The sequence below is a fragment of the Desulfuromonadales bacterium genome (assembly GCA_035620395.1).
Taxonomy (GTDB): domain Bacteria; phylum Desulfobacterota; class Desulfuromonadia; order Desulfuromonadales; family DASPGW01; genus DASPGW01.
On the sequence record DASPGW010000130.1, the window covers coordinates 14360 to 40247 of the forward strand.

The window sequence follows — 25888 nt, forward strand, 5'->3', positions numbered from 1 at the left end:
TCGTCATGCAACGTTCACCGGCCGTGGCCGGCCAGTTCTACCCCCTTCAGCCGGACGTTCTGCGCCAAACCGTAAAAGAGCTGTTGCCGAAAGTCCCGGCGCCACAGCCGGCCATCGGCGTCCTGGTGCCCCACGCCGGCTATGTCTATTCCGGAGCCATCGCCGGCGAGACCTTCGCCCGGGTCCAGATCCCCTCCCGCGTCGTTATCATCGGACCCAATCACCGCGGAGTCGGTCACCCCGCCGCTGTTTTTCCGGCCGGCAGCTGGCTTACCCCGCTCGGGGAAGTGACAGTTGACGGCGAACTCGCAGACAACCTTCTCGCCGAGTGCCCCGGCCTGAGCGCCGACCCGGCGGCCCACCGCTTCGAGCATTCCCTGGAAGTTCAGGTCCCGTTCATCCAGGTCCTCAATCCGCAAGCCGCCATCGTGCCGATCTGCCTCGGGCATCTGCGCCTGGAAGATCTGCTGGCTATCGGGAAAGCGGTGGGGGGTGCGCTGAGCCGTTTCGGGGAAAAAGTCCTGCTGGTCGCCAGCACCGATATGACCCATTACGAACCGGGCGACATCGCGCGCGGAAAAGACCATCTGGCCCTCGATCGGGTCCTCGCGCTCGATCCGGAAGGGCTTTACCGGAAGGTGTGCGAGAGGAGAATTTCCATGTGCGGCTTCATGCCGACGATATTGATGCTGGCGGCGGCTGCGGAGCTTGGAGCAACTGCCGCCAGCCTGGTGCGCTACGGGAATTCGGGGGAGGTCACCGGCGACCAGACCGAGGTGGTCGGCTATGCCGGCGTGATTGTCACGTAACTAGAAAAACCTTGTCAATTCTGTGGGCTTTGCAGTATAAAACCGGGGTCGCCGACGGCGGCCCCCTTTGTTTAAGGCGCTAATCTCTCGATTTCAGGAGTTCAGGATGTCCGACCTGCGTGTTCGTTTTGCCCCCAGCCCGACCGGCTACCTGCATATCGGCGGCGCCCGCACGGCGCTGTTCAACTACCTGCTGGCCCGCAAGGAAAAGGGGACGTTCATCCTGCGCATCGAGGATACCGACGTCGCCCGTTCCACCCAGGAGTCGGTGGATGCCATCCTGCAGGCGATGGAGTGGCTGAGCCTCTCCTACGACGAGGGTCCATACTACCAGTCAGAACGGTTCGACCTCTACCGGCAGAAAGTCGAGGAACTGCTGATTGCCGGCAAGGCCTTCCGCTGCTATTGCACGGCCGAAGAGCTCGAAGCCAAACGCGAGGCGGCGCTGAAGAGCGGCGGCAAACCGAAATACGACGGCACCTGCCGCAACCGCACCGACCATCCGGCGGACTTGCCGTTCGTGGTACGCTTCCGTTCACCGCAGGAAGGGACGACCACCTTCGCCGACCGGATCAAGGGACCGATCTCCTTCCAGAACGAGGAACTCGACGACGTCATCATCCAGCGCTCCGACGGCACCCCCACCTACAATTTCGTGGTCGTGGTGGACGATGCGGAGATGGGAATCACCCTGGTCATCCGCGGCGATGACCATATCAACAACACTCCCCGGCAGATCCTGATGTATCAGGCGCTCGGCTACCCGGTCCCCGAGTTCGCCCATGTGCCGATGATCCTCGGGGCCGACAAGACCCGTCTTTCCAAGCGGCACGGCGCCACCTCGGTGATGGCCTACCGCGAGATGGGGTACCTGCCCGAGGCGATGGTCAACTACCTGGTCCGGCTCGGCTGGTCCTTCGGCGACCAGGAGATCTTCTCCATGGACGAGCTGATCGAGAAGTTCAGCCTGGAGAACGTCGGCCGCTCCGCCGGCGTCTTCAACCCGGACAAGCTGCTCTGGCTCAACGCCCATTACATCAAATCGGGCGACCCCGTCCGGCTGGGGAACCTGCTGCGGGAATATCTTGACGCCAAGGAAGTCCGCACCGAGGGTGGTCCGGAGCTGCCGGCGGTGGTCCGGACGCTCCAGGAACGATCGCGGACGATGGTGGAGATGGCCGAAGGGGCCGCTTTCTACTTCGCCCGGGAGGTCGTCTACGACCCCGAAGCGGCCGCCAAGCACCTCACCGTCGACAAGAAGACGGTCCTCGAGGCCCTGCTGGCCGGACTGGAAGACTGCGCCGGTTTCGACGAGGCGGCGATCGAGGCCGTTTTCGCTTCGGTCATGGCCGGACTCGGGCTCAAGCTCGGCAAGGTCGGCCCGACCGTCCGCGTGGCGTTGACCGGCGGCACGGTCAGCCCCGGCATCTACGAGGTCATGGCCGTTCTCGGCAAGGAGGAAAGCCTCTGCCGGCTGGCCAAGGCCGTCCGGTTCTTGCAGCAGGTATAAAGATAAAACGCATGTCTCGCCCGGACAACAAAGCCCTTCCGTGCTTCCGTACGGAAGGGCTTTCTCTTTAAAAGCATACGGTTATGCAAGCATTCTGCATCCGTTTTCGAGAGCATTGAGACCCCGGCAAATCCTGCTAGACTGACTGGCAAGGTCTGTATTTTCTTTCAGATAGGGGAGGTCGCTGATGAAGGTTCTGGTGGTCTACTATTCGCGTTACGGCCATGTCCGCGCTCTGGCCAGAGCGGTAGCGGAAGGGGTGGGTTCGGTGCCGGGCGTCGAGCTGGTGCTGCGGCGGGTGGCGGAGTTCCCGGAGGTGGAAAGGACCATGGCCGAGGACAAGTACGCCAGCGCGGTATGGGATGAGCACAGGGACGTCCCGGTCTGCACCCTGGAGGACCTGAGCCAGGCGGACGGGGTGGTCTTCGGCAGCCCGACGCGCTACGGCAACATGATCGCCCAGATGAAGAGCCTGATCGACTCGACGGCCGGGCTCTGGTTGAAAGGGGAGATGGAGGGGAAGCCGGCCGGCTGCTTCACCTCCACCGCCACCACCCACGGCGGCCAGGAGACGACCCTGCTCACCATGATGGTCCCCCTGCTGCACCTGGGGATGGTGATCGTCGGCGTCCCCTACTCGACCCCGGGGATGCTGCACACCGAGGGACGCGGCGGCACCCCCTACGGGGCGACGGCGGTGGCGGGGCCGCGCAACGAGCTCAAGCCGACACCCGAGGACCTGGAGATCGCTCGGGCGTTGGGGAAGAGGGTGGCCGAGGCGGCGGTGAAGCTGCGGGGGTAGCGTGATTTGTCCCAGAAACGACATTTGCCCACGCGACGCTGCAACGAACGCAACGTAAAATCAGAGATACCCAAGTCAGATCATTCACCAATTAGCAGGTCGCTGAAAAACTCCTCCACTCTTCCGGGTTACCGACTAGGATGAGGTTTCAGGGCGCTTTCAGCGGGTCAATTTCGGTTTCTCGGCAATCTTGTTCTTTGATTCTTGGTTTCTCGACCCCCGATTTCGGAGTTTTGCCCATTTATTCGGGGCTTTGGGCAATCCCTTCCCCTTTTCATGCTGGGGAGACCCTCAGGATGTTTCGCATTCGGACCAAGTTGTAGGCGGCGGCGACCAGGGCGAAGTGCCATCCCACCCGGTCAGTTCCTCGGTACTTGGGTGAGCGGTAGTTGCCCACCGTCTTCATCCACCCGAAGATCTCTTCCACCCGCTTGCGGATGCGCTGGCTCACTTTGTATTCATCATGCCGGGTGGTGCGGTCGTCAATGGCGGAGGCGCGGTTGGTATTATTCTGGGCGACATGGGGTGTCACCTTGAACCCCTGCAGCGCTTTGACGAACTCCTGGGTGTCGTAATCGGCCCCCAAGGTGAACCGCCGCTTCTGGCCCTTTTTGCGGGACGCCTTCTTGATCATGGCCAAGGCGGCCTCGCGCTCGGCGGTCCCGTTGGCCTGGGTCACGGTCGCTTCGACTACCAGGCCGTTGCGATTCTCCATCAGCGCGTGGCCGATGTAATAAAGATCGGCTCCCTGCTGGCTGCTCTTGCGATAGAGCTTGGCCTTCGGGTCGGTCACCGAGGCATGGGTAGCATTGGAGAGTTTCTCTCCCTTGAAGTCGCGCTCTTCGTTGCGACCGACCGGACCATCGGGCGGGCCGTCTTTGGGCCGGAAGCTCTTGATCGATGCCCAGGCTTCCAGCAAGGTGCCGTTCACCGTGAAATGCTCGCTGGAGAGCAGCTTCTTGCTGCGGGCCTGCGCCAACACGGCTGCGAAGAAATGAGCGGAAATCTCAGCCTTGAGCAGTCGATCGCGGTTTTTGGTAAACACCGTGGCGTCCCAAGGTTTTTCATCCAGAGCCATGTCGAGAAACCAGTGGAAGAGGATGTTGTAGTCGATCTGCTCGACCAACTGCCGCTCACTGCGGATCGTATAGAAGGCCTGCAGCAGTGAGGCCTTGAGCAGCTTCTCCGCGGGATGGAGGGGCGGCCGGTGTGGGAGTAGATGGCATCAAACTGAGTGGAAATCTGTTTCCGCGCGGCATCGACCATGGCCTTGATGGGCCGCAGGGGATGATCCTTGGGCACCATGGCCTCCGGGGAGACGTAGCTGAACATGGTCAGGGTTGATTCGTTCTCGCCGCGCATAAATTTCTCCTGCAATATCGGTTAGATATGCGCAGGATTGTAGCACAGAAGGCCGTCTTTACCTCGTTTGTTTACAGAGTTTTTCAGCAGCCTGCTAAGCCGAGGTTAGCCCGGTTCGACTTCCTCCCACCACTCCCCACCCCTATGAAACCAAAAGGCCCGCTCGCGCGGGCCTTTCCCATCAGAAATTATCCTTATCAGTTCCAACCGCATTCCGGTCTACCCCACCTCGTTGTACTCCCGCTCCCGAAACTCCACCCCCAGTTCCTCCGCCACCCGCCGGCAGGCCGCCATATCGACCCCCGGCAGGCCGACTGCAGTCGCGGTGACCGAGGGGATGTGTCCCTTCGCCGCCACAAGAAACGCCTTGACCGCCTCGTACCCCTGCGCACCGAACTTCGACCGGCAGAGCCTCTGGTAGGTCTCGGCGTCCGGTGCGTTCAGCGAGACGGAGACGGCGTCGACGAGGCCTTCGAGCTCCGGCAGGATGTTGCGGCCATGCACCAGGTTCGCCTGGCCGTCGGTGTTGATGCGCACCTTGACGCCCTTCGCCTTCAGCCAGGCGGCGATCTCCCGGATCAGGTCGAGGCGGATCAGCGGTTCGCCGTAGCCGCAGAAGACCACCTCCTGGAAGCGGGTCGGATCGCCGATCGCCGCCAGCACCTGCGCCGCAGTCGGCTCGTACTCCAGCCGCAGGTGGTGCCCCTTGACGGTGAAGTCCTTGAACTTGGCGCAGAAGATACAGGCGTTGGTGCAGCGGTTGGTGATGTTGAGGTAGAGCGAGTCGCGGATGCGGTAGGCGATCTTGCTGGTCATGTCGACCTCGCCGATGCCGAACAGGTTGAAGGCGTTGAGGGTGGTGATGCGGGCTACGTCCTCGATGGTCAGCCCCTTGATGGTGGCAATCGCCTCGGCGGTGTGGCGGACGAAGGCCGGTTCATTGCGCCGGCCGCGGCAGGTCTGGGGAGCGAGGTACGGGCAGTCGGTCTCCACCAGCATCTGGTCGACGGGAAGGGCGCGCACCACCTCGCGGGCGGCTTCGTTCTTCGGGTAGGTGATGGTGCCGGGGAAGGAGATGTAGAAGCCGAGCCCGATGCAGGCCCTGGCCATGGCGAGGTCGCCGCTGAAGCAGTGCAGGACGCCGCCGACTTCGCTAGCCCGCTCCTCGCGCAGGATCTGCAGCACTTCGTCGTGCGCCTCGCGGTCGTGGACGATGACCGGCAGACCGACTTCGCGGGCCAGGCGGAGTTGCTGGCGGAAGGATTGCCGCTGCACCTCGCGCGGGGAGCGGTCCCGGTAGAAATCGAGGCCGATTTCGCCGATGGCGACAACTTTTGGCTCCCTTGCGAGCCGGCGCAGCTCATCGAGCCCGGCCGCGTCGGCCTCGCCGGCGTCATGTGGGTGGATGCCGACGGCAGCGTAGATGGAGGGGTGCGCCGCGGCGATCTTCACGCTTTCCCGGGAACTGGCGAGGTCGCAGCCGATGGTGAGGATGTGACTGATGCCGTTGTCGCCGGCGCGGGCGATGACGGCATCCAGGTCGGCGGCGAACTGGCCGCTGTCGAGGTGGGCGTGGGTGTCGATTAAAAGGGGTAGGGACATGGATTCTCCAATACCTTGAAAATCGGTCTCACGCAACGCCGCAACGAACGCTACGCAAACCCTGGTCAAATCCTTAAGCTATTTTCTCACGCGAAGCCGCGAAGACGTGGAGAAATTCAAAGGATTTGATGTTTTGGTTTTACTTCGCTCTATTCACTTAGCGTTAGAATTCGTCGCGTCGACGCGGCGACACGTAATCGATTCGATTTTACAATAAACAAGGGGCGCAAAGTGCGCCCCGAAGGTGATGCGGCGGTAGGGGCACGGCATGCCGTGCCCTTGGATCAAAGTCTCGTTATTCCGCTTCGATGCGCGGGAAGAGGGGTTCTGCCTTGGCGATTTTTGCTCCGGCCTTGAGTCCGCCCCAGCCGTCCTTCCCATCGAGGGAGATGTCCGCCGGGTCGCAGCCGAGGGTCGTCATGATCTTGCCGGCGGTTTCGGGCATGTAAGGGGCGACCAGCAGGCCAATCAGGCGGATTCCCTCGATCAGGTTGTACATGACCGTTCCCAGTCGGGGGCGCTGCGCCTCGTCCTTGGCCAGAGTCCAGGGGGCGGTTTCGTCGATGTACTTGTTGGCCGCGCCGACCAACTCCCAGATCGCCTGCAGCGCCTTGTTGAAGGCGAGTTCGTCCATGTGAGCTTCGATGGCGCGGACGGCGGCGGGGAAACGGGCGATGAAAGCCGCGTCCACTTCAGGGGTGCCGACAGGGGCGGGGAGGGCGCCGTCGAAGTATTTGCCGAGCATGGCCGTGGAGCGGCTGACCAGGTTCCCCAGGTCATTGGCAAGGTCGGAGTTGATCCGGTGCACCAGGGCCGAATGGGAGAAGTCGCCGTCGAGTCCGAAGGGGACCTCGCGCAGCAGGAAGTAGCGGATGGCGTCGACTCCGTACTTGTCGACCAGCATGTTCGGTTCCACCACGTTGGCCAGGCTCTTGCTCATCTTCTGCCCCTCGACGGTCCACCAGCCGTGCGCGAACACCTTTTTTGGCAGAGGGATGCCGGCAGCGAGCAGGAAGGTGGGCCAGTAGACGGTGTGGAAGCGCAGGATGTCCTTGCCGATCACATGCACGTCGGCAGGCCAGTAACGGCCGAAATCGCCATCCGGGTCGTCAGGGTAGCCGAGGGCGGTGATGTAATTGGTCAGCGCATCGAACCAGACGTAGATGACGTGCTTTTCATCCCCCGGGACCGGAATTCCCCAGGAAAAGGAGGTGCGCGAGATGGAGAGGTCGCGCAAGCCCTCCTTGACGAAGTTGAGAATCTCGTTGCGCCGGCTGCGCGGCTGGATGAAGTCCGGATTGGCTTCAATATGCCGGATCAACTGCTCCTGGTATTTGCTCATCCGGAAGAAATAGGACGATTCCTTGAGCTTTTCCGTCGGGCGGCCGCAGTCGGGACAGCAGCCGTCCATCAGCTGGGTCTCGGTCCAGAAGGTCTCGCACGGCGTACAGTACCAGTCCTCATACTCGCCCAGATAGATGTCGCCAGTGGCCAGTATCTTCTCGAAAAGGTGCCGCACCCCTTTTTTGTGCCGTTCCTGCGAGGTGCGGATGAAGTCGGTGTTGGAGACGTTGAGCTTCTCCCAGAGTGCCTGGAAACGCTTCATGACCCGGTCCGCCAGTTCCAGCGGCGTCTCCCCCTTGGCCTGGGCGGCTTTTTCCACCTTCTGGCCGTGCTCGTCGGTGCCGGTCAGGAAAAAGACGTCAAAGCCGCGGGCCCGTTTGTAGCGGGCCAACACGTCACAGGCCAGCGTGGTATAGGCATGGCCGATGTGCGGCACATCGTTGACGTAATAGATCGGGGTGGTGATGTAGAAGGCCTTGGCCATGGGGATCTCCTGGGCTATTTTTGCCGGGGCCGACGTCGGCCCCGGTTCCTTTTCCGTTTGCTCTTGCTCTGGGCGGTCTCATCGGCGGCCTCCACCGGTTCGGCGGGCGAAAGCGGAGCGGCGGGCGTAACCGGAGCGGCGGGTGTAACCGGAGCGGCGGGTGTGCCCGGTTCGGCCGTCGGTGGTGCCGTCCGGAACTTTTCTTCACGCTTCAGTCGGGGTTCCCGAGGCCGGCGGGATTCGCGCTCCCTTTCGTTTTTTGCCGGTGACGGCGGCGTGACGGCAGGCGACGGCGCGGCGACCTGACCCCGCTCGACCTGCTCCGCCGTAACCTCCATGAACTTGCCGTCCTCCATCCGGAGCGTGACCTTCTGAGCCAGTATCTTCTGATCGATGACTTCGCCCCCCTTCCCCTCGATAAGGACTTTGCGGCCGCATTTGGGGAGGTTTTTCCTCATGCTGCAGTACGTTTCGAATTCATAGCCCAGGCAGCAGAGAAGGCGGCCGCATTGGCCGGATATCTTGTTGGGGTTGAGGGCGAGGCCTTGCTCCTTGGCCATTTTGACGGATACCGGGGCAAACTCGGTGAGAAAGGTGCAGCAGCAGAGTTCGCGGCCGCAGATGCCGATGCCACCAATCATCTTGGCTTCGTCGCGAACGCCGATCTGGCGCATTTCGATCCGCGTATGAAAGTGATGGGCGAGATCCTTGACCAGTTCGCGGAAATCGACCCGGCCGTCGGCCGTGAAGAAAAAGATGATCTTGGAGCCGTCGAACAGATATTCGGCCCGCACCAGTTTCATCTCCATCCGGCGTTCCTTGATACGCTGCTGGCAGAAGCGCAATGCCTCCTTTTCACGAGCCGTGTTGACATTGGCCAGGGCAATGTCTTCCTCGGTGGCTGGTCGCACGATGCTCTTGACATCCTCCGGAGCGGCACTGCGCTGAACCTCCCTCGGCGGTTCCACGACGGTGCCGAGTGCCCGGCCGCGATCGGTTTCAACGACCACCCGATCGCCGGCCCTGAGTTCAAAATTGAGGGCGTTGAAATCGTAGTGCCGGCCGGCGGCGCGAAATTTGATGGGGACGAGACGAATCATATGGGATGGGAAAACCTCGTAAATGGGTTCGGTCGTATGAGGCGGCCAGGGTGGCCGATTCCTCAGGTCTGGTCGCAGCTCAGGCGGCCAGGTGCATCAGCAGGACGTCCATGGCCAACTCCCGGTTGACGTTGCGGTCGAGCTGTCGACGGCTGGCGGCGATGGCATCGAGCTTGCGCAACAGGGTCGGAACGGTTTCCCGTCCGGCGGTACGGCGAATTTTGTCCATAAGGTCGATATTGACCAGTTCCTGTTCCGGACGCCCGTGGTGGAAAAGCAGCAGGTCACGGTAAAAGGCCTGAAACATTTCGAGTATTTCAGGCAATTGTTCTTTTTGCTCGGCGAGTTCGTGAGCAAGATCGAACAGGGGGATGACGCTGCCGGCCGAAAGAGCGGTCAGCGATTTGAGCAGCGTCCGCCGCCCTTCGATGTAGAGGTCGCGGTCCTTGCCCAGCGCTTTTTTGAAGCTTCCCTCGGAAAGGGCCGCCAGGATGTGCCCCTGGGTCTCATCCACCCCCAGCCGCTCGAGAAGGACTTGCCGCAGCTTCTCCTGCGGCAGGCGCCCGAAGGGGAGTCGCTGACAACGTGAACGGATGGTCGACAAAACCCCTTCCGGCCGCGCAGTGAGAAGAATAAGCAGGGCGTCTCCGGTCGGTTCCTCCAGGGTCTTGAGGAGGGAGTTGCCGGCTGCCGGATTCATTTTTTCGGCGCCGTCGATGAGGCAGACCTTCTTCGGCGCCTCCAGGGGACGATAGGAGAGTTCCTTCTGCAGGCCCCGGATCTGCTCGATCTTGATCGAGGCGCCGTCGGCTTCCAGGATGTGGAGATCGGGGTGGTTGTGATGATCCACTTTGCGGCAGGCGCAGCAGCTGCCGCAGCCGCTGCCGTCCTGGCAAAACACCGCCCGGACCAGGGCGAGCGCCATCAGTCGCTTGCCGATTCCTTCCGGGCCCTCGAACAGATACGCGTGGGCCAACCGGCCCGAGTCGACGGCGCGGCGCAGGATGTCCTTCTGGCGGTCGTGTCCCAGTATCTGGTTGAAGGTCATGATGGCCCTTTTTGCGTCAGCACGGCTTCGACTGCGGCTCCGATGCGCTCGGCTACCACATCGACCGACCCGGTAGCGTCTATCACCATGAAACGCTCGTGCTGCCGGGCCAGTTGCAGATACACGCTTCTTACGCGGCGATGGAAGTCGAGGTTTTCCCGTTCAAAACGGTCCTCTTCAGGGGCGGACGCATTGCGCCGTCGCGCCCGCTGCAATCCTTCTTCGGCCGGCATGTCGAGCAGAAGGGTAAGGTTCGGCAGAAGCCCGTCGGTCGCCAGCGTATTGAGCCCGGCGATGAGTGAAGGATCAAGACCGCGGCCGCCTCCCTGATAGGCAACGGTCGCATCGATGAAGCGGTCGCAAAGAACCAGTGTCCCGCCGCTCAGGGCCGGACGGATGACCTCGTCTACGTGCTGGGCACGAGCGGCGGCGTAGAGCAGCAATTCGGCCCGTGGGACGAGCGCACTGCTGCCGGGATGAAGGAGTATGCTGCGAATGGCATCGGCGATGGGACAGCCACCCGGTTCCCGGGTGACCAGAACCTCCAGTCCGCTTCTGCGCAGCCGTTCGGCCAGCAGGCGGATCTGGGTGGTTTTGCCGCAGCCCTCTATTCCCTCAAAGGTTATGAAAAGTGACATTTGCACCAGTCTGCTCAGTTAAATCGATATATTATAGGAACGCACCCGCCAATAATCAAGGGAAAACCTGGTTTGGGGCGGCCGTAACCGTTGATAACGGGGGCCGCTTCAGGTATACTCAGCCGCGGTTTTGCTGACAGGGGCGGGTTTTTTTTGTGGAGAAGATGTGGAAATAAGGGATTGCGAAGAGGCATTGCAGGCGAGGATTGCCTACCATTTCAACAATCCTGCCCTACTGCGCGAGTCTCTGACCCACAAATCGTTCAGCAACGAGCACCCGGGCGAATCCGTTCCGCACAATGAAAGGCTTGAATTTCTCGGGGACGCCGTCCTCGATCTGGTCGTCAGCCACGGGATCTTTCGCAATTTTCCCGCTCTGCCGGAAGGCGAGCTGACCCGTATCCGCGCCGAAGTCGTCAGCGAAAAGGGGTTGGCGGCTATTGCCCGCGAGTTGGGCCTTGGCAGTTGCCTTCAGCTCGGTCGCGGGGAAGAGCGCAGCGGGGGCCGGGATAAGGAGAGCCTGGTCGCGGATGGCCTGGAGGCTTTGCTGGGCGCCGTTTTCTGCGATGGTGGTTTTGATCGCGTTTGCTCCGTCGTCGATGGGCTGTTCGGTCCGGCGGTTGCGCTCTCGGCCAGCCGCAAGGCGGGTATCGATCACAAGACCCGCTTGCAGGAGTTGTTGCAGGCCCGCCACGGGCATCCTCCCGTCTATGTGTTGACCCGTACCGAGGGGCCCGACCATCAGCGGCTTTACACCGTCGAGGTTCGGCTCGACAACCGGACGATCGGCATGGGCCAGGGCCGGAACAAGAAGGGAGCCGAGCAGGCGGCCGCCTGCGAGGCACTTGCCCGTATGGACAATTAGACGGTGCGGCTCTACCCCTTTTTTATTCCCCATGCCGGCTGCCCGCATCGTTGTCTGTTCTGCAGGCAGCAGCAGTCGGGCGGCGGCGATGAACCACCGTCTCCGGCCGTGGTGTCCGGCGCTCTCGAACAGATGCTGCCGCGCTGCGGTGACGGCGAGGTCGCCTTTTTCGGCGGAACGTTCACCCTGCTGCCGACCGCGCAGCAGCAGGCTTGGCTGGAGGCCGTCGCGCCCTTTGTGCATAGCGGCAGGGTGGCCGGCATCAGGGTCTCGACCCGGCCCGACGCCTTGGCGCCGGGGGCAGCCGAGTGGCTTGCAGGCCTCGGGGTGACGACTGTAGAGCTGGGTTGTCAATCCTTCTCGGCTGATGTACTGCGCCTGGCCGGACGTGGCCACGACGAAGGGGCGGCGGCCGGGGCCGTTTGCCGGTTGCGGCGGGCCGGTCTTGCTGTCGGTCTGCAGTTGATGCCGGGTCTGCCTGGAGGCGACAGGGCCGAGGCCATGGCGTCGCTGACCTCAGCCCTGGCCCTGGCTCCGGACTTTCTGCGCATCTATCCAACGGTCGTGTTGCGGGACACCGGGCTTGCGCAGTGGTATCTGGATGGCCTTTATTGCCCCGTTCCCCTCGAAGAGGCCGTCGATTGGTGCGCCGAGATGCTCTGGTACTGCCGCCGGGCTGGCGTTCCGGTGATTCGTCTGGGCTTGCAGTCGACGCCCGAACTGGACGGGGGCGAGACGTTGCTGGCCGGTCCGTATCATCCCGCTTTCGGTCAGCTGGTTCGCTCCCGTCTCTGGTTGCGGGCCCTGCTGCGGGGTCTGGCGGTGATGGACGCCCGTCTGGTGGCTGTCCACCCGGCCGAACTGGCCGATGTCATCGGCCAGCGGCGCGGCAATCTTTGCGAACTGCAGCGGCGCTTCGGTGATTTTAACCTGGTGCCTGACTCTGCCCTGTCACGGGGGCATCTGGCCCTTGACGGGCAGGACTTTCTGCTCATGGACCTCTCTGCTTACGAAGGATAATAGCGCATTGGAAACTGGTAAGGAAATATTCCATTCGGGGTTCGTCTCGCTCATCGGTCGCCCCAATGTCGGCAAATCAACCCTGCTCAACGCCATTCTCGGGCAGAAAATCGCGATCACGTCGAACAAGCCCCAGACGACCCGCAACCGCATTCTCGGCATTCACAACGTCGAGGCGGGACAGATCCTGTTCCTCGACACCCCCGGCATACACAAAGCGCGCGGGCGACTGAACAAGTTCATGGTCGACCAGGCGCTGGCCGCCTGCGCCGATGTCGACGTAATCCTCTTCCTTGTCGAAGCGAACGATCCGCCTGGCGGCGGCGACGATTTCATCATCGAACTGCTTTCCCGCAGTCAGATTCCCGTCATTCTGGTCATCAACAAGATGGACCTGGTCCCACGGGAGCGACTGCTGCCGCTGATGGCCACCTACGCCGCCAGGTTCCCTTTCCGCGAGATCGTCCCGGTTTCCGCCTTGACCAGGGATGGGCTCGACGATCTGGTTGCGACCGTGAAAGCGCTGCTCCCCGAGGGGCCTCGCTATTATCCGGAGGATATGGTGACCGATCTGCCGGAGCGGTTTATCGTTGCCGAGATGATCCGTGAGCAGATTCTCCGCCAGTCCCGGGAGGAGGTTCCCTACGGAGTGGCGGTGACGGTGGAGGCTTTCACCGAATCCCCGGAGAAGAATCTGGTCGTGATCAACGCGGTCATTCACGTCGAACGCGACAGTCACAAGCGGATCGTTGTCGGCAAGGGCGGGGCCAGAATCCGCGCCATCGGCCAGGCTTCGCGGGTTGCCATCGAGCGTTTGCTGGGGTGCCGGGTTTTTCTCGAGCTCTTTGTCAAAGTCCAGAAGAACTGGACCGAATCGGAACGCCTCCTGCGGGAATTCGGTTATCACTAGCCCGGCCGGGGAAAATGCTCGTGCCTCGGGGCCCATCACCAATTACACGGAATTATTCATGCTGCCAGTTGTTGCTATCGTCGGTCGTCCGAATGTGGGCAAATCGACCCTGTTTAATCGTATATTCGGTCGTCGCAAGGCCATCGTCGAGGATATCCCCGGGGTCACCCGCGACCGCAACTATGCCGAGGTTACCCGGTTTGACAACCCTTTCACGCTGATCGATACGGGTGGGTTCGAACCGGTCAGCGAAGAGCGCCTGCTGGTGCAGATGCGCGAGCAGTCCCAGTTGGCGGTGGAAGAGGCCGATGTCATCCTGTTCGTTGTCGACGTCCAGCAGGGGCTCACCCCCTCCGATATCGAGGTGGCCGGCATGCTGCGCCGCGTTTCCAAGCCGGTCCTCTACGTCGTGAACAAGGTTGATGGTGACCGGCAAGAGGGAGGGCTGCCCGAATTCTATGCGCTGGGGGTGGAAGTCGTCTATCCGGTTTCCGCCGAGCATGGCCGCGGCATCGACGATCTGATGGACGCAGTGCTGGCTCTGCTTCCGCCGGCACCGGCACCGGTGGAATCCGGTGAGGAGATCCGCCTGGCCGTAGTCGGCCGTCCCAATGTGGGCAAGTCGTCGCTGGTCAACCGCCTGCTCGGCTTCGAGCGGATGGTAGCCAATCCCCAGGCCGGTACCACACGCGACAGCATCGATACCCCCTTCACCTACAACCGCAAACGCTATGTGCTGATCGATACCGCCGGCATCCGCCGCAAGGGGAAGGTCAGCCAGAAGCTGGAAAAGTACAGTGTCGTTCAGGCGCTCAAGGCGATGGATCGCGCCGACGTCGTGCTGGTGGTGATCGATGCCGAGGAGGGAGTCACCGACCAGGACGTGACCGTGGCCGGCTACGCCTACGAAAAGGGGCGGGCTGTCATTCTGGTGGTCAACAAGTGGGACCGTCTCACCAAGGACAATGCCACTCTCGGCAAATACGTTGAAGAGTTGCGCCGCACCTTCAAGTATCTGCCGTTTGCGCCGATCCTCTTCGTCTCGGCACTGACCGGGCAGCGCGTCAACAAAATCATGACAGAGGTCGAAAAGGTAGCTCAGGAGTATGTCAGAAGGATTCCCACGCCTCAGTTGAACAAGGTGCTCAGCGAGGCGGTCAAAGACCACCAGCCTCCCGTCTTTCAGGGAAAACGCCTGAAGTTTTTCTATGTTACCCAAGACGGCATCCGGCCGCCTAGTTTTGTGATTTTCGTCAACCGCGCTGAAGGTGTCCATTTTTCCTATGAGCGCTATTTGGGCAACAAGTTGCGGGAAGCTTTCGGTTTTACGGGAACCCCTCTGCGGCTTTATTTTAAGGATCGGGAGCGTCAGGCGTAGGGTGAAAAACCTTTACTTGGCTGGTATCCTAAGATATATTCAATCCCATTTAATTCTCGCCCGTTACGTTGACCCCCTGGCGTTTCAGCCACTCGCGTCCGGATTGCCATGAGTCTTGTCGGAAATCTCGAAGACCTGGGCCTGGGGGACATTCTCCAGATCGTTAGTCTCAGTCGCAAATCGGGTGTGCTTTCTCTGTATGGTCGGGGTCGTGAGGGCCGGATAACCTTCCAGAACGGCCAGGTCATACAAGCGACATCCAGCTCCTTTCGCGAGAATCTGGGCGATCTGCTGTTGCGCAAGGGTCTTGTCGATATCGAAACCCTCAGGCAGGCCCTCAGCCTCCAACGGCAGAGCGTCGGGCCGCAACGCATCTGCTCCATTCTGGCGGAGCACTTCGGCGTGTCTTTGCCGGCCATGGACGCGGTCGTCAAGGAACAGGTCGAAAGGATCATCTACAGCTTCTTCAACTGGACGGAAGGAACCTTTTCTTTCGACGTCGGAGACCAGGATGAACTCACAGCCACCCGGTTCAGCCCCCTTCAGCACATGCTGGAGCAGGGGGTGAATCCGCAGTGGCTGGCCATGGAGGGGAGCCGGCTCCTCGATGAAAAACGGCACCGCGGCGAATCCTTCGAGGAGATTCCGGAGGAGCCGGCTTACGCTACGGACAAGTTACTCGGCCACCTGCATGTTGCGCCCGTCGCCTACATCGCGCCGGCGCTTCCGCCAGAAATTACCGCGTCACGCCCCGTTCCGCAGTTGGGTGAGGGTGTCCCGGTCTGTCAGCGTCTGGCTGGGGAGGCGGCCAGTCGGCCGGCTGCACCCCTGTACGATATCGGCGCCGAGTTGCTGCGCGAACTCGGAGATACGGATGTAGCCGCACGCGGCAAGGGACCGCAGTCTCCCGGTTTGCACCTGTTGCGCGGGATGTTGCAGGAGCTCAACAACCCGGCGCTGGGTGGCGAGATCATTCTGCTGGTCCTGCGTTTTGCCAGCGAATGGATGAATCGGGCGGTCATATTCCTGGTCAAGGAAAAGGATATCGTCGGTCTGGGACAGTTCGGGCTCGATTCTTCAGGAGAAATGGCCGACGCCCGGATCCGGCGCATGAAGATTCCGCGCAACGAGGAATCCGTATTCACCAAGGCACTCAACGAAATGTTGCCGATGAAGCTCCGTCCCGAACCGGGCCAATGGGATAACTACCTGAAAAAACAGTTGGGTGGCGACTTGCCGGAGCAAATTTTTCTCGGACCCATCATCAGCGAGGGAACGGTCGTTGCTATCCTGTACGGCGACAATTTCCCCGATAAAAAGCCGATCGGCGATACCGAAGCGTTGGAAATCTTTCTTTCCCAGGCCGGACTGGCGATGGAAAAAGCGCTTCTCGAACGCCGCCTGAGAGAAAGAGACGCTGTCTAGCCGGGGGAGCAAAATCTCGTGTCAAAAAAAATCCTGATTGCCGAAGATTCGCCGACCATGCGTTCCCTGATTGTTTCGACCATCGCCGCTCTGGGGGATTTCGAAATCGTCGAGGCAGCCAATGGCTTCGAAGCGCTGCGCATTCTCCCTCGTGAAAAGGTCGATCTGGTAATTACGGATATCAACATGCCGGACATCAATGGTCTGGAACTGGTGAGTTTCATCAAGGGAAATGCGAACTACAAGACCACCCCGTTGTTCATCATCAGTACCGAGGGGAGCGAGCGGGACCGCGAAAAGGGTTTGTCTCTCGGGGCTGATGCTTATTTGACCAAACCTTTTTCGCCACAGGAACTGCAGTCTCTCATCGTGCGTTTTCTCGGTCAGGAGGCGTAAGTGGCGGAGCGGCCCATCTCGCGCGCAATCAAGGAATTTCTCGGTGAGGCCGAGGAGATCATCGAGAAGCTCAATCTCGACCTGGTAACGTTCGCCGACGGCAATGAAAGCGGTGAGGTCGACCCGGAGTTGCTCAACAGTATTTTCCGTGGCGCCCATTCGCTCAAGGGCATCTCCGGAATGTTCGGTTTCGATGACATTTCCACCCTGGCCCACCATATGGAAAATCTCCTCGACCGTCTGCGTCTCGGCAAGGTAGCGCTGAGCGGGATTCTGGTCGAGGTTTTGTTTGATGCCCTGGAAACCTTGTCGCGTCTTGTCCACGGCAAGGGCGAAACCGAGGAATATTCTCTCGATCTGGCGCCGGTCCTGACTCGCATCGAAGGGGTTCTGAACGGCGCGGCGGAGGGGAAAGAAAATCTGCTGGCAGGGCTGAACATCAATCCTGCCATACTTAGTGTTCTGACGGAGTACGAGGAGCATCGCCTGCTGGATTGTTTCAAGAAGGGGCGCAACATCCAGAGTGTAAAGTTCAGTTTCAATCTCGCCAGCTTCGATCAGGACCTGGCCGAGATCACCGATATTCTTAAGAAAAAGGGTGAAGTGATCAGTACTCTGCCTTGCGCCGGGGAGTTTGCTGACCGGATCGGCTTTCAACTCCTCTATGGCACATCTGCGACGGTCGGCGAGATTCTTGCGGCTCTTGGCCGTGATGATGCCGTGGTTGATCTGCTCGGCGAGAAGGCCGTGGCGGCAACGCCCCGGCCGAAGGAAGAAACTTTTGCGACTGAACCCGCAGGAGAAGGACAGGAGGGGGGCGCCACCTCGATGCGGTCGATCAGCCGCACGGTCAGGGTCGACATCGACAAGCTTGATTCGTTGATGAACGTGGTCGGCGAACTGGTGCTCTCGAAGGGGGCGATCGCTGCAGTCACCGAAAAGGTCCGGGCCGGGGGGAATCTCGAGATGGCGGTTGAGCTGCAGAAGGCCGTCCGGGTGCTCGAGCGCCGGCTCGATGAGCTGCAGAAAGGGGTCATGGAGGTGCGCATGGTCCCGGTCGGCCAGCTTTTCGAAAAGATGGTCCGTATTGTTCGGCGGGTGGCCGGCGAACATGGCAAGAAAGTCGCTATCGATATCCGCGGCGCTGATACCGAACTGGACAAGCTCATCATGGAGGATCTGTCCGACCCTCTGATGCACATCATCCGTAATGCCATCGATCATGGTATCGAGCCCCCGGATGAGCGCCTGGCCGCCGGCAAGCCCGAGAAGGGAACGATTGCCCTTTGGGCCTCGCAGAAGGGGAACCACGTCGTCATCGAAGTGCGGGATGACGGCCGCGGCGTCGATCCTGAAAAGGTCCGCCGCAAGGCGGTGCAGAAAGGCCTGATTGCCGAGGGGACCGAGCTTTCACGCGACGGGACCTATGATCTCCTTTTCTTGCCTGGTTTTTCCACCCGGGATGAGGTCAGCGACCTCTCAGGGCGCGGCGTCGGGATGGATGTGGTCAAAAACAACATCTCTGCCCTTTCCGGGATGATCGAGATGGACAGTCGCCCCGGTGAAGGGACCACGCTGGCTATCACCCTGCCCATTACCCTGGCGATCATCAAGGCGCTGATTGTTCGCGTCTGCGGCAAGACCTACGCTATTCCCATCAATGCAGTCATGGAGACGTTGATGGTCGAGACGGCGAGCGTGCGCACGATTGAACGGCGGGAGGTCATCGAACTGCGGCAAAGTACCCTGCCGCTTTTGCGTCTCGAAAATATCTTCAAGCTGCCGGTCAGTTCCCGTCGGGACGGCCGTATTTTCGTGGCGGTTGTCGGGTTGGCGGAGAAAAAACTCGGGATCGTCGTCGATGAACTGCTCGGCCAACAGGATATGGTCATCAAGTCGCTCGGTAGTGCCCTTTCCTTTGTCCGCGGCATTGCCGGTGCCGCCGATCTGGGCAACCAGAAGACCATTCTCGTGCTCGACGTCGGGGGCCTGATGAGCGAAGCGCTGCGCGGGGAATCGGCTTTCTATGTATGAGGATTTTTTCGGTCTGAGCGAAAGGCCGTTCAGCAAGACGCCCGACCCGCGGTTTCTCTACTTCAGCCGGATACACCGGGAGGCGCTCGCTCGTCTCATCTATGCCGTCGAAGAACGGGATCTGGTTCTGCTCATCGGCGAAATAGGCTGCGGCAAGACTACGCTGTCCCGGGCATTGATGGATGAACTCGATGAGCGCTATCGGATCATTCTCATCATCAATCCCCGGCTTACCCCGATGGAATTTCTCCGGGCACTGGCGATAAGGTTGGGGGTGGCGGAGCCGTCCCGCCTGAAAACCGATCTGCTCGAACAGATCGGCGGCGAACTGTACCGGCTCTACGAAGAAGGGGTCTGTCCGGTTCTCATCGTCGATGAGGCACAGCTTGTTCCGCACAAGGAGACCTTTGACGAAATCAGGCTGCTGACCAATTTTCAACTCGACGACCGCAATCTGCTGAGCGTCGTGCTGGTAGGTCAACCCGAACTTCGCAAACGTCTCGCGCACCGCGCTTACGAGCCCTTGCGGCAGCGCATCGGCATGCAGTGTGATCTCAGGCCCCTTGATCTGGTGGAAACGGCCGAGTATCTCGATTACCGCCTGCAGGTCGCCGGTGGGACTGCCGGCCTTTTCCTGCCGCCCGCCGTCGAACGGATATACCAGTATTCCGGCGGCATCCCGCGCAAGATCAATCACGCTGCGGCCCTTGCCCTGCTCGAAAGTTTCGGCCGCGAGGTCCGCAGGATCGATGCTTCCATCCTCGATGCAGTCATGAGTGAACTCGACCTGACCGCCTGAGCCCTGCACAGGAAACGGAATATGATGGATCTGGCAGAAATTCGCAAAAAAGCCAAAACTCGACCGAAATCGGGCGGGCAGGCATCGATCGCCGAGACGAAGTCTTCCCCCCGTGCTGTCGTCTCCATCCAGGGGGCTCCGGCAGAGCAGGGATCTCCGCCTCCGGTCATGCCGCTTTCCGCCATCCAGCCGCTGCCGGGCCATGAGGATCCGCTGGAGGCTCTTTTCAACTTTCGACCCGATGTCGCTCTCGCCTCCGAAGAGAGCTACCTGCAAACTTTGCGGGGGCAGGATGAGCAGAAGGCCGAGGTTCTTTGCGAATGGCTGACCTTTCGCCTGGGCAGCGAAGAATACGCTCTCGATATCGCCGGCGTCAGCGAAATCATCAAGCTCCGTGAAATTACCGATATCCCGCGTGTGCCGGAGTTCATTCTGGGAATCATCTCGCTGCGCGGAATCATTGTCCCGATATTCGATTTAAAAAAACGGCTCAAACTCGGAGTCAGTGAACTGACGCCGGCTTCCCGCATCATCGTCTGCCAATGGGGTGAGCGCTCCGCCGGACTGTTGGTCGACAGCATTTCCCAGGTGGTTCGGATTCCTGCCGGCGGGGTCGAATCCCCACCCGCCGTTCTCTCCGGAGTCGATCGCGAACTGCTGAACGGGGTTGGGCGGATTCAGGGTCGGATGCTGATCCTGCTCGACCTGGCGAATGTTCTGAATGCAGAACTCAACTGATGCCTCAGGAAAGGAGTCATTCGATGCCCAAGAAAAAAATTCTGGTGGTCGAAGACGAGGAGAGTCTGCTCAAACTGGAGAGCATTCTGCTGACGTCGAAGGGATACGAAGTCAGGGGGGTGCCCAACGGACAGGCGGCACTCGATGCCATTGCCGAGGAACAGCCTGATCTGGTGCTGCTCGACATCATGCTCCCGGAAATCGATGGATTCGAGGTCTGCCGCCGGATCAAGAGCGATCCGGCTACCCGGGATATCCCGGTGGTCATGCTGACCGCCAAAAAGACCCGTGATGATATGGCGAGAGGGGAAAAGGTCGGTGCCGACTGGTATATCACCAAGCCCTTCAAATCAGCCATGGTGATCGAAACCATCCAGAGGTTTCTTGTCAAATGAGTATAGAGCGTGAGCAACAGTCTGTTTCCGGAGCTGCTCGGGAAGGGGTCCGGCAGGAGATTCAACTGGCCTGTTTCCGCATCGGCACCGAGATGTACGCTCTCGACATCATGCGGATCAGGGAGATCATCCGTCCGCAGCGGTTGACTCCCGTACCCAAGGCGCCACCCTTCATCGAAGGGGTCATCAACCTTCGCGGTGCCGTCGTTCCGGTGGTCGATCTGCGCAAGCGTTTCGAGCAGCCCGCCGCCGGCTCTGAACGCCGGACGCGTATATTGATTTGTTCCCTGGCCGGCAAGGTTATCGGCCTGATGGTGGACGAGGTCGCTGAAGTCCGCCGTTATACCCGGCAGGAAATTCAGCCTTCGCCCCAATTTCTTCGAGGGCGCGGATCCGAGTTCTTTCTCGGGGTCTGCCGGCGTGAGGACCAACTGGTGATGCTGATCGATCTGGAAAAGATTCTTTCGTCCGGAGAGCGGATCGATCTTGAAAGCATCCAGAAATTGCAGGGCGAAGCGATCACCACGGCCTGAAGTTGTTTCCTTTGCCGCTGTTACCGATTTTGATTGATGCGAGGTTTTGATGATTGCCAGCTGTCCGGCTTGCACTGCCCGTTTTCGTCTTGACCGTCAACGCCTCGGGGGAAAAAGGATCACCCTGCGTTGCAGTCGCTGCCACCAGGTTTTCAAGATGGAAGTCGCGGTACCTTCGTCAGCTGCCGGCCCTTACCGTGTTCTGGTAGCGCACAGTGACGAAAGTCTTTGCACGACCCTCGGCGAGATTCTCGCCAGGGACGGTTTTACCTTTCAGATATGCCATAACGGGCATGAGGCATTGCGGGCGATGGAAGCTGCTCCACCCGAGGTTGCCCTCATCGATGTGGCCTTGCCCGGCCTTTTCGCCTTTGAACTGGTCGACAAGGTGCGCAACCGTCCTGCCCTCAAAGAGGTCAAGATTCTACTGCTTTCCTCGGTCTACAACAAGATGGCCTACAAGCGGATGCCCACTTCGCTTTACGGGGCGGACGACTACATCGAGAAGCACCACATTCCTGACGACCTCGTCCCGAAAATCAACAGCCTCATCACCCATGCCAAGCCGCTGAGAAAACGACAGGTTCAGCCCCGGGAGGAAGTTGTGGCCGGCAAGCTGTTGGAGCCGCAGGAAGCTGCCGCCGAGGGCAAGGAGTACTTCGAGGAAATCAACATGCTGATCCGCTCGGCCGAGGAGCGGGAGATGGCGGCCGCTACTTCCCTGGAAGCGCAGGAAAATGCCCGGCGTCTGGCGCGAAGCATCGTCACTGATATTGCCCTTTACAACCAGGAGCGGGTCGAGGAAGGGATACGCACAGGGCGGTTTCATGAACTCCTGGAGATGGAGATCGCCGAGGGAAGGCGGCTGTTTGCCGAACGTGTCGGTTCCTCGGTGCATGCTCAGGAGGATTTTCTGCAGACGGCCTTTGCGGCCCTTATTGAGCGCCGCCGGAAAGAGCTTCAGCTCTGAACGGCGGCCCGGACGATTTATCAGTGGAAGAAAGAGAACAGATTCATCGAATGCTCCTGTCCCTTCAGGAAGAAGAACGCATGCAAGGGCTCAAGGCCTTGGGGCGCCACGGTGTCGAAACCGACCTGGGCCTGGTTTGTCAGGCTCTGGGCGATGAGAGCTGGCGCGTCCGCAAGGAGGCTGTGCAACTTTTTCTCGAGATGCCGCGGGCCAGCGAGCTGGCTGGCGAGGTGATCGAGCTACTGCACGCACAAGAAAACGCGGGCCTGCGCAACGCTGCCGTCGAGATTCTGGTGCGACTCGGCTCGCAGGCGGTCCCGTTTCTGCTCGAAGAGCTTTCCTGCAGCGATCGCGACGTACGCAAATTCGTTCTCGATATCCTGGGTGACATCGGTGATGAGAGCTGCGCCCGGTGGATGCTGCCGGCACTCTCAGACCCGGACGAAAATGTCCGTTCCGCTGCGGCGGAAAATCTGGGTAAACTATGTGCCGCCGAAGCTGTGCCGATGCTTCTCGATGCCATGGACCATGCCGACCTCTGGTTGCGCTTTACCATATTGGAGGCCCTGGCCCGTATTGGCGAGGCGGTCCCCGTCGCCAGGCTGCTTGAATTTTCGGACCAGAAATTGTTGCGGAAAGCCCTCTTCGACTGTCTCGGGCGAATCGGCGGCATAGACGCGGTTCCTGTACTCATCTGCGGGCTGGCCGACGACATGCGCAACGTCAGGGAGGCAGCCATCGTCGCTCTGGACCGGATTGCCGCATCCTTGCCCGATGCAATCGACGAGGTCCTGTCCGGACTCGCCGGCACTCCGGCTGCCGAAGCGGTGGCGAGTGCACTGGAATGTTCCGACCCTGCCATTGGCCAGGCAGCGGTGCGACTTCTGCGCGGGACGGGTGACGTGCGGTTTGCGCCGCAGCTGCTGGCTCTGTTCGAAAATGAGCTTTTGCGTGAGGAGGCCGCAGCCGCCCTGGTCGTCATGGGGTGTCCGGCCACCTGCTCCCTGCTGGAGTTATGGCCGACCGCCAGCAGTCGAACACGGGTCTATCTCGCTTATCTCGTCGGCGAGTCGCGTTGTGTCGATGGCCTGGCACTGCTGTGTTCCGGCTTGAAATACGGGGATTCAGAGCTGCAACTCGTCTCCGCCCAGGCGCTTGGCAAACTCGGCGAGACCGCTGCTATAGACCCTCTGACGGAAACCCTGTGCCGTGCGCGGGATGAGGTTCGCGAAGTGACCACGCAGGCGCTTTGCCGTCTGAGCGAGACGCATCCGCAGGAAGTTCTCCAAAGGCTTCGACCCCTGCAGGCTGGCGACGATGCCGAATTGCGCATGCAGGTCATTACGATCTTCGGCCAGTTGGAAAGCCCCGAGGTCGAGAGTTGTCTCGCTTTCGCCGTGAAGGATGAATCCCCGCTGGTGCGGCGGGCGGCGGTGCGGGCCTTCGAGAGACGCTCTGGAGAAAATCGTCTCCCGACGCTGATGCTGGCGTTGACGGACGAGGACGCCGAAGTCCGCCGCCTGGCGGCCGAATCGCTCGGCATGACAGCGGACAGCCAGGCGACTGCCCCTCTGGAACTCGCCCTGCAGGATGAAGATATCTGGGTACGGGCTGCCGCTGTCCGCTCCCTGGGCCGGCTGGGCACGGCCGATGTTTTTGCCCCGATTTGCCGGGCGCTGCAGGACCCCGTCGGCCTGGTGGCGATTGCCGCATTGGAAGCCCTGGCCGGACTCGACGTCTGGCGGGCTTGTCCGGCGATGGTTCAGGCTCTGCAGCACGCTGACGAAGAGGTGGTCAATGTGGCGTTAAATCTGCTGGCTGCAAGCGGGCAACGGGACTGGTTGCCCGCAGCCGTCGAGCCGCTGCTCAACCATCGGCATTGGGAGGTGCGCAGCGCGTTTGTCCGCACCCTGGCGTCTCTGGAAGGTCCCGCCTGCGCTCCCCTGCTCGAGGAGCGGCTACTGCTCGAGGGGGAAGAGTTGGTGCGTCAGCTCATTCAGGAGATCCTGAGCGAGCTGCGGGATTCGCGTGGATAGCCGACCGATGCTCTTCTTCGCTCCCGAGATTCCGATGAGTAACGAGGAGTTCCGTCTGCTGCGGGATTTTGTCTACCAACACTGCGGACTCCATTTCAACGAGGAGTCGAAGTACCTGCTGGAAAAGCGCCTCGGCAAGCGCCTCCAGCACCACCGACTGAAGAATTTCAAGGACTATTACTACCTTCTGCGCTATGGTCAGCAGAAGGAGCAGGAACTCACCGAAGTCATCGACGTCCTTACCACCAACGAAACCTATTTCTTTCGGGAGGAGTTCCAGCTCAAGACCTTTACCCAGGAGATTCTTCCGGAGATCCGGGCGCGCAAGGAGAAAGCCGGCGACCGGCGACTGCGGATCTGGAGTGCCGGCTGCTCGACTGGCGAGGAGCCTTATACCATCGCCATGCTGCTACTCGATATGCCTGCCTTCCGGGACTGGCAGATCGATATCATCGGCACCGACATCAGCCAGAAGGTTTTGCAGGCGGCGCGCAAGGGAGTTTACGGCAGTGCCTCTTTCCGGGCCACCGACTCCTCCTATCTGCAGCGCTATTTTGTTGAAGCTGAGGATAAATACCGGGTTGCCGACCAGGTCAAAAGCCTGGTGACGATCAGTCATCTCAACCTCTTCGATACCCCCCGGGTGGCTCTGCTGGGAAAAATGGATGTGGTTTTTTGTCGCAACGTCATCATCTATTTCGACCTGCCGGCGAAAAAAAGGGTCGTAGAGAGTTTCTACCAGCGACTGCGGCCGGAGGGTTTTCTGCTGCTCGGCCATTCAGAGTCGTTGATGAACATCAGCAACGCCTTCGTCCTGCGCCACTACGTTCATGACATGGTCTATCAGCGTCCCGAGCTCGCCGCGCCGGAGGGGTTATGAACAGTCTGGTGCGGGTGCTGGTGGTGGATGATTCGGCCTACAATAGGCGAACCATCATTCAAATGCTGGAGTCGCTGCCGGCAGTGGAGGTCATCGGATATGCCTGCGACGGTGAGGAAGCGTTGCGCAAGGTCATCGATCTGAAGCCGGACCTGGTCACGCTCGACCTCGAAATGCCGCGCATGGACGGCTTCACCTTCCTGCGGATCGTCATGCAGAGCCGGCCGACGCCCGTCATCGTTGTTTCAGCCCGCTCCGAGGATGCGAATGTTTTCAAGGCTCTGGAGTTCGGCGCCGTCGAATTCGTTGCCAAGCCTTCAGCCCGGATTTCTCCGGAACTGTTCAACATCCGTGATGACCTGCTGCATAAGGTGCGCGAAATCGCCCGGACGGATATGAACAAGGTGCTGAAACGGTCCGTGCTGCAGCGGTCGCTGCCTGGTCGTCCGCCCGCTCGGGTTGCGCCGTCTGCCAGAGCGGTGTCGGAGTACCATTTGGAACAGGTGGTGATCGGCGCGTCGACGGGAGGGCCGCCTGCCCTGCAGGCCATTTTCTCGGCGATCCAGCGGCCCATCCCGGTTGCCTTTGCCGTAACCCAGCATATGCCGCCAGGATTTACCCGGGCCTTCGCCGAGCGCCTGAATAAGTGTTCCGCTCTGGAAATTCGGGAAGCCCGTTCAGGTGACATGGTACGAGCGGGACAGGTCCTCATCGCGCCCGGCGGCCGCAATCTTGTTTTTCGCCGCAGCGGCGCCGACGTTGTCGCCCAGGTGCTCGAACCGAGCCCCGACCAGCGCTATGTTCCTTCGG

23 protein-coding genes and 1 pseudogene are annotated in these 25888 nt (G+C 60.7%); 18 read left to right on the top strand and 6 right to left on the bottom strand.

Translation table 11 applies throughout. The features are described 5' to 3' along the window. The first annotated feature begins 5 nt into the window (after window positions 1-5). From amrB to wrbA, 3 genes are all read left to right on the top strand, one after another. Window positions 6-809, top strand: coding sequence for an AmmeMemoRadiSam system protein B (amrB, locus tag VD811_07135; GenBank protein HXV20744.1), 804 nt, complete (start codon window positions 6-8; stop codon window positions 807-809). A gap of 106 nt (window positions 810-915) precedes the next feature. Beyond that, complete coding sequence (gltX, locus tag VD811_07140) at window positions 916-2319, top strand: glutamate--tRNA ligase (protein HXV20745.1); 1404 nt, start codon at window positions 916-918, stop codon at window positions 2317-2319. Between the two features lie 187 nt (window positions 2320-2506). Further along, window positions 2507-3121, top strand: a complete 615-nt coding sequence (gene wrbA / locus VD811_07145) for an NAD(P)H:quinone oxidoreductase (GenBank protein HXV20746.1) — start codon at window positions 2507-2509, stop codon at window positions 3119-3121. A gap of 274 nt (window positions 3122-3395) precedes the next feature. Here wrbA and VD811_07150 read toward each other — a convergent pair. The 6 genes and pseudogenes from VD811_07150 to tmk all read right to left on the bottom strand — a co-directional run bounded on the left by VD811_07150 (window position 3396) and on the right by tmk (window position 10699). Further along, window positions 3396-4483: pseudogene (locus tag VD811_07150) on the bottom strand (IS5 family transposase). 219 nt (window positions 4484-4702) lie between these two features. Continuing rightward, window positions 4703-6085 (bottom strand): TatD family hydrolase, encoded by a 1383-nt coding sequence (locus tag VD811_07155; protein ID HXV20747.1) that lies wholly within the window; start codon window positions 6083-6085, stop codon window positions 4703-4705. Window positions 6086-6380: 295 nt separating this feature from the next. Beyond that, window positions 6381-7913, bottom strand: coding sequence for a methionine--tRNA ligase (gene metG / locus VD811_07160; protein HXV20748.1), 1533 nt, complete (start codon window positions 7911-7913; stop codon window positions 6381-6383). Between the two features lie 14 nt (window positions 7914-7927). Continuing rightward, window positions 7928-9013 (bottom strand): stage 0 sporulation family protein, encoded by a 1086-nt coding sequence (locus VD811_07165; protein ID HXV20749.1) that lies wholly within the window; start codon window positions 9011-9013, stop codon window positions 7928-7930. 79 nt (window positions 9014-9092) lie between these two features. Continuing rightward, window positions 9093-10061 carry a DNA polymerase III subunit delta' gene (holB, locus tag VD811_07170; protein HXV20750.1) on the bottom strand — a complete coding sequence of 323 codons (969 nt, stop codon included), beginning with the start codon at window positions 10059-10061 and terminating at the stop codon, window positions 9093-9095. Beyond that, the gene (gene tmk / locus VD811_07175) at window positions 10058-10699 is read right to left on the bottom strand and encodes a dTMP kinase (protein ID HXV20751.1); all 642 of its coding nucleotides are present in this window, start codon (window positions 10697-10699) and stop codon (window positions 10058-10060) included. The genes holB and tmk overlap by 4 nt, the downstream gene beginning before the upstream one ends. A 166-nt stretch (window positions 10700-10865) precedes the next feature. Between tmk and rnc the strand changes: the two genes are divergently transcribed. The 15 genes from rnc to VD811_07250 all read left to right on the top strand — a co-directional run. Next, window positions 10866-11564 carry a ribonuclease III gene (gene rnc / locus VD811_07180; GenBank protein ID HXV20752.1) on the top strand — a complete coding sequence of 233 codons (699 nt, stop codon included), beginning with the start codon at window positions 10866-10868 and terminating at the stop codon, window positions 11562-11564. A gap of 3 nt (window positions 11565-11567) precedes the next feature. Continuing rightward, window positions 11568-12584 carry a radical SAM protein gene (locus VD811_07185; GenBank protein HXV20753.1) on the top strand — a complete coding sequence of 339 codons (1017 nt, stop codon included), beginning with the start codon at window positions 11568-11570 and terminating at the stop codon, window positions 12582-12584. A 7-nt stretch (window positions 12585-12591) separates the two neighbouring features. Then, entirely contained in the window at window positions 12592-13494 is a 903-nt protein-coding gene (gene era / locus VD811_07190; protein HXV20754.1) for a GTPase Era, read from the top strand. Window positions 13495-13552: 58 nt separating this feature from the next. Further along, window positions 13553-14872 (top strand): ribosome biogenesis GTPase Der, encoded by a 1320-nt coding sequence (der, locus tag VD811_07195; protein ID HXV20755.1) that lies wholly within the window; start codon window positions 13553-13555, stop codon window positions 14870-14872. Between the two features lie 108 nt (window positions 14873-14980). Next, window positions 14981-16297, top strand: coding sequence for a DUF4388 domain-containing protein (locus VD811_07200; GenBank protein ID HXV20756.1), 1317 nt, complete (start codon window positions 14981-14983; stop codon window positions 16295-16297). A gap of 18 nt (window positions 16298-16315) precedes the next feature. Further along, window positions 16316-16693 (top strand): response regulator, encoded by a 378-nt coding sequence (locus VD811_07205; protein HXV20757.1) that lies wholly within the window; start codon window positions 16316-16318, stop codon window positions 16691-16693. Further along, window positions 16694-18727, top strand: a complete 2034-nt coding sequence (locus VD811_07210; GenBank protein ID HXV20758.1) for a chemotaxis protein CheA — start codon at window positions 16694-16696, stop codon at window positions 18725-18727. It begins immediately after the preceding gene. Continuing rightward, a complete protein-coding gene (locus tag VD811_07215) occupies window positions 18720-19526 on the top strand; it encodes an AAA family ATPase (GenBank protein HXV20759.1) in 807 nt (268 codons plus the stop codon). The genes VD811_07210 and VD811_07215 overlap by 8 nt, the downstream gene beginning before the upstream one ends. Window positions 19527-19547: 21 nt before the next feature. Beyond that, the gene (locus VD811_07220; GenBank protein ID HXV20760.1) at window positions 19548-20264 is read left to right on the top strand and encodes a chemotaxis protein CheW; all 717 of its coding nucleotides are present in this window, start codon (window positions 19548-19550) and stop codon (window positions 20262-20264) included. Between the two features lie 23 nt (window positions 20265-20287). Next, the gene (locus VD811_07225; GenBank protein HXV20761.1) at window positions 20288-20659 is read left to right on the top strand and encodes a response regulator; all 372 of its coding nucleotides are present in this window, start codon (window positions 20288-20290) and stop codon (window positions 20657-20659) included. Then, window positions 20656-21192, top strand: coding sequence for a chemotaxis protein CheW (locus VD811_07230; GenBank protein HXV20762.1), 537 nt, complete (start codon window positions 20656-20658; stop codon window positions 21190-21192). The genes VD811_07225 and VD811_07230 overlap by 4 nt, the downstream gene beginning before the upstream one ends. A gap of 157 nt (window positions 21193-21349) precedes the next feature. Next, window positions 21350-22162 (top strand): response regulator, encoded by an 813-nt coding sequence (locus VD811_07235; protein ID HXV20763.1) that lies wholly within the window; start codon window positions 21350-21352, stop codon window positions 22160-22162. Window positions 22163-22242: 80 nt separating this feature from the next. Next, complete coding sequence (locus VD811_07240) at window positions 22243-24198, top strand: HEAT repeat domain-containing protein (protein HXV20764.1); 1956 nt, start codon at window positions 22243-22245, stop codon at window positions 24196-24198. Beyond that, complete coding sequence (locus tag VD811_07245; protein ID HXV20765.1) at window positions 24191-25078, top strand: protein-glutamate O-methyltransferase CheR; 888 nt, start codon at window positions 24191-24193, stop codon at window positions 25076-25078. The genes VD811_07240 and VD811_07245 overlap by 8 nt, the downstream gene beginning before the upstream one ends. Further along, on the top strand, window positions 25075-25888 hold an 814-nt coding region (locus VD811_07250), incomplete at its 3' end, for a chemotaxis protein CheB (protein ID HXV20766.1). The genes VD811_07245 and VD811_07250, both read left to right, overlap by 4 nt.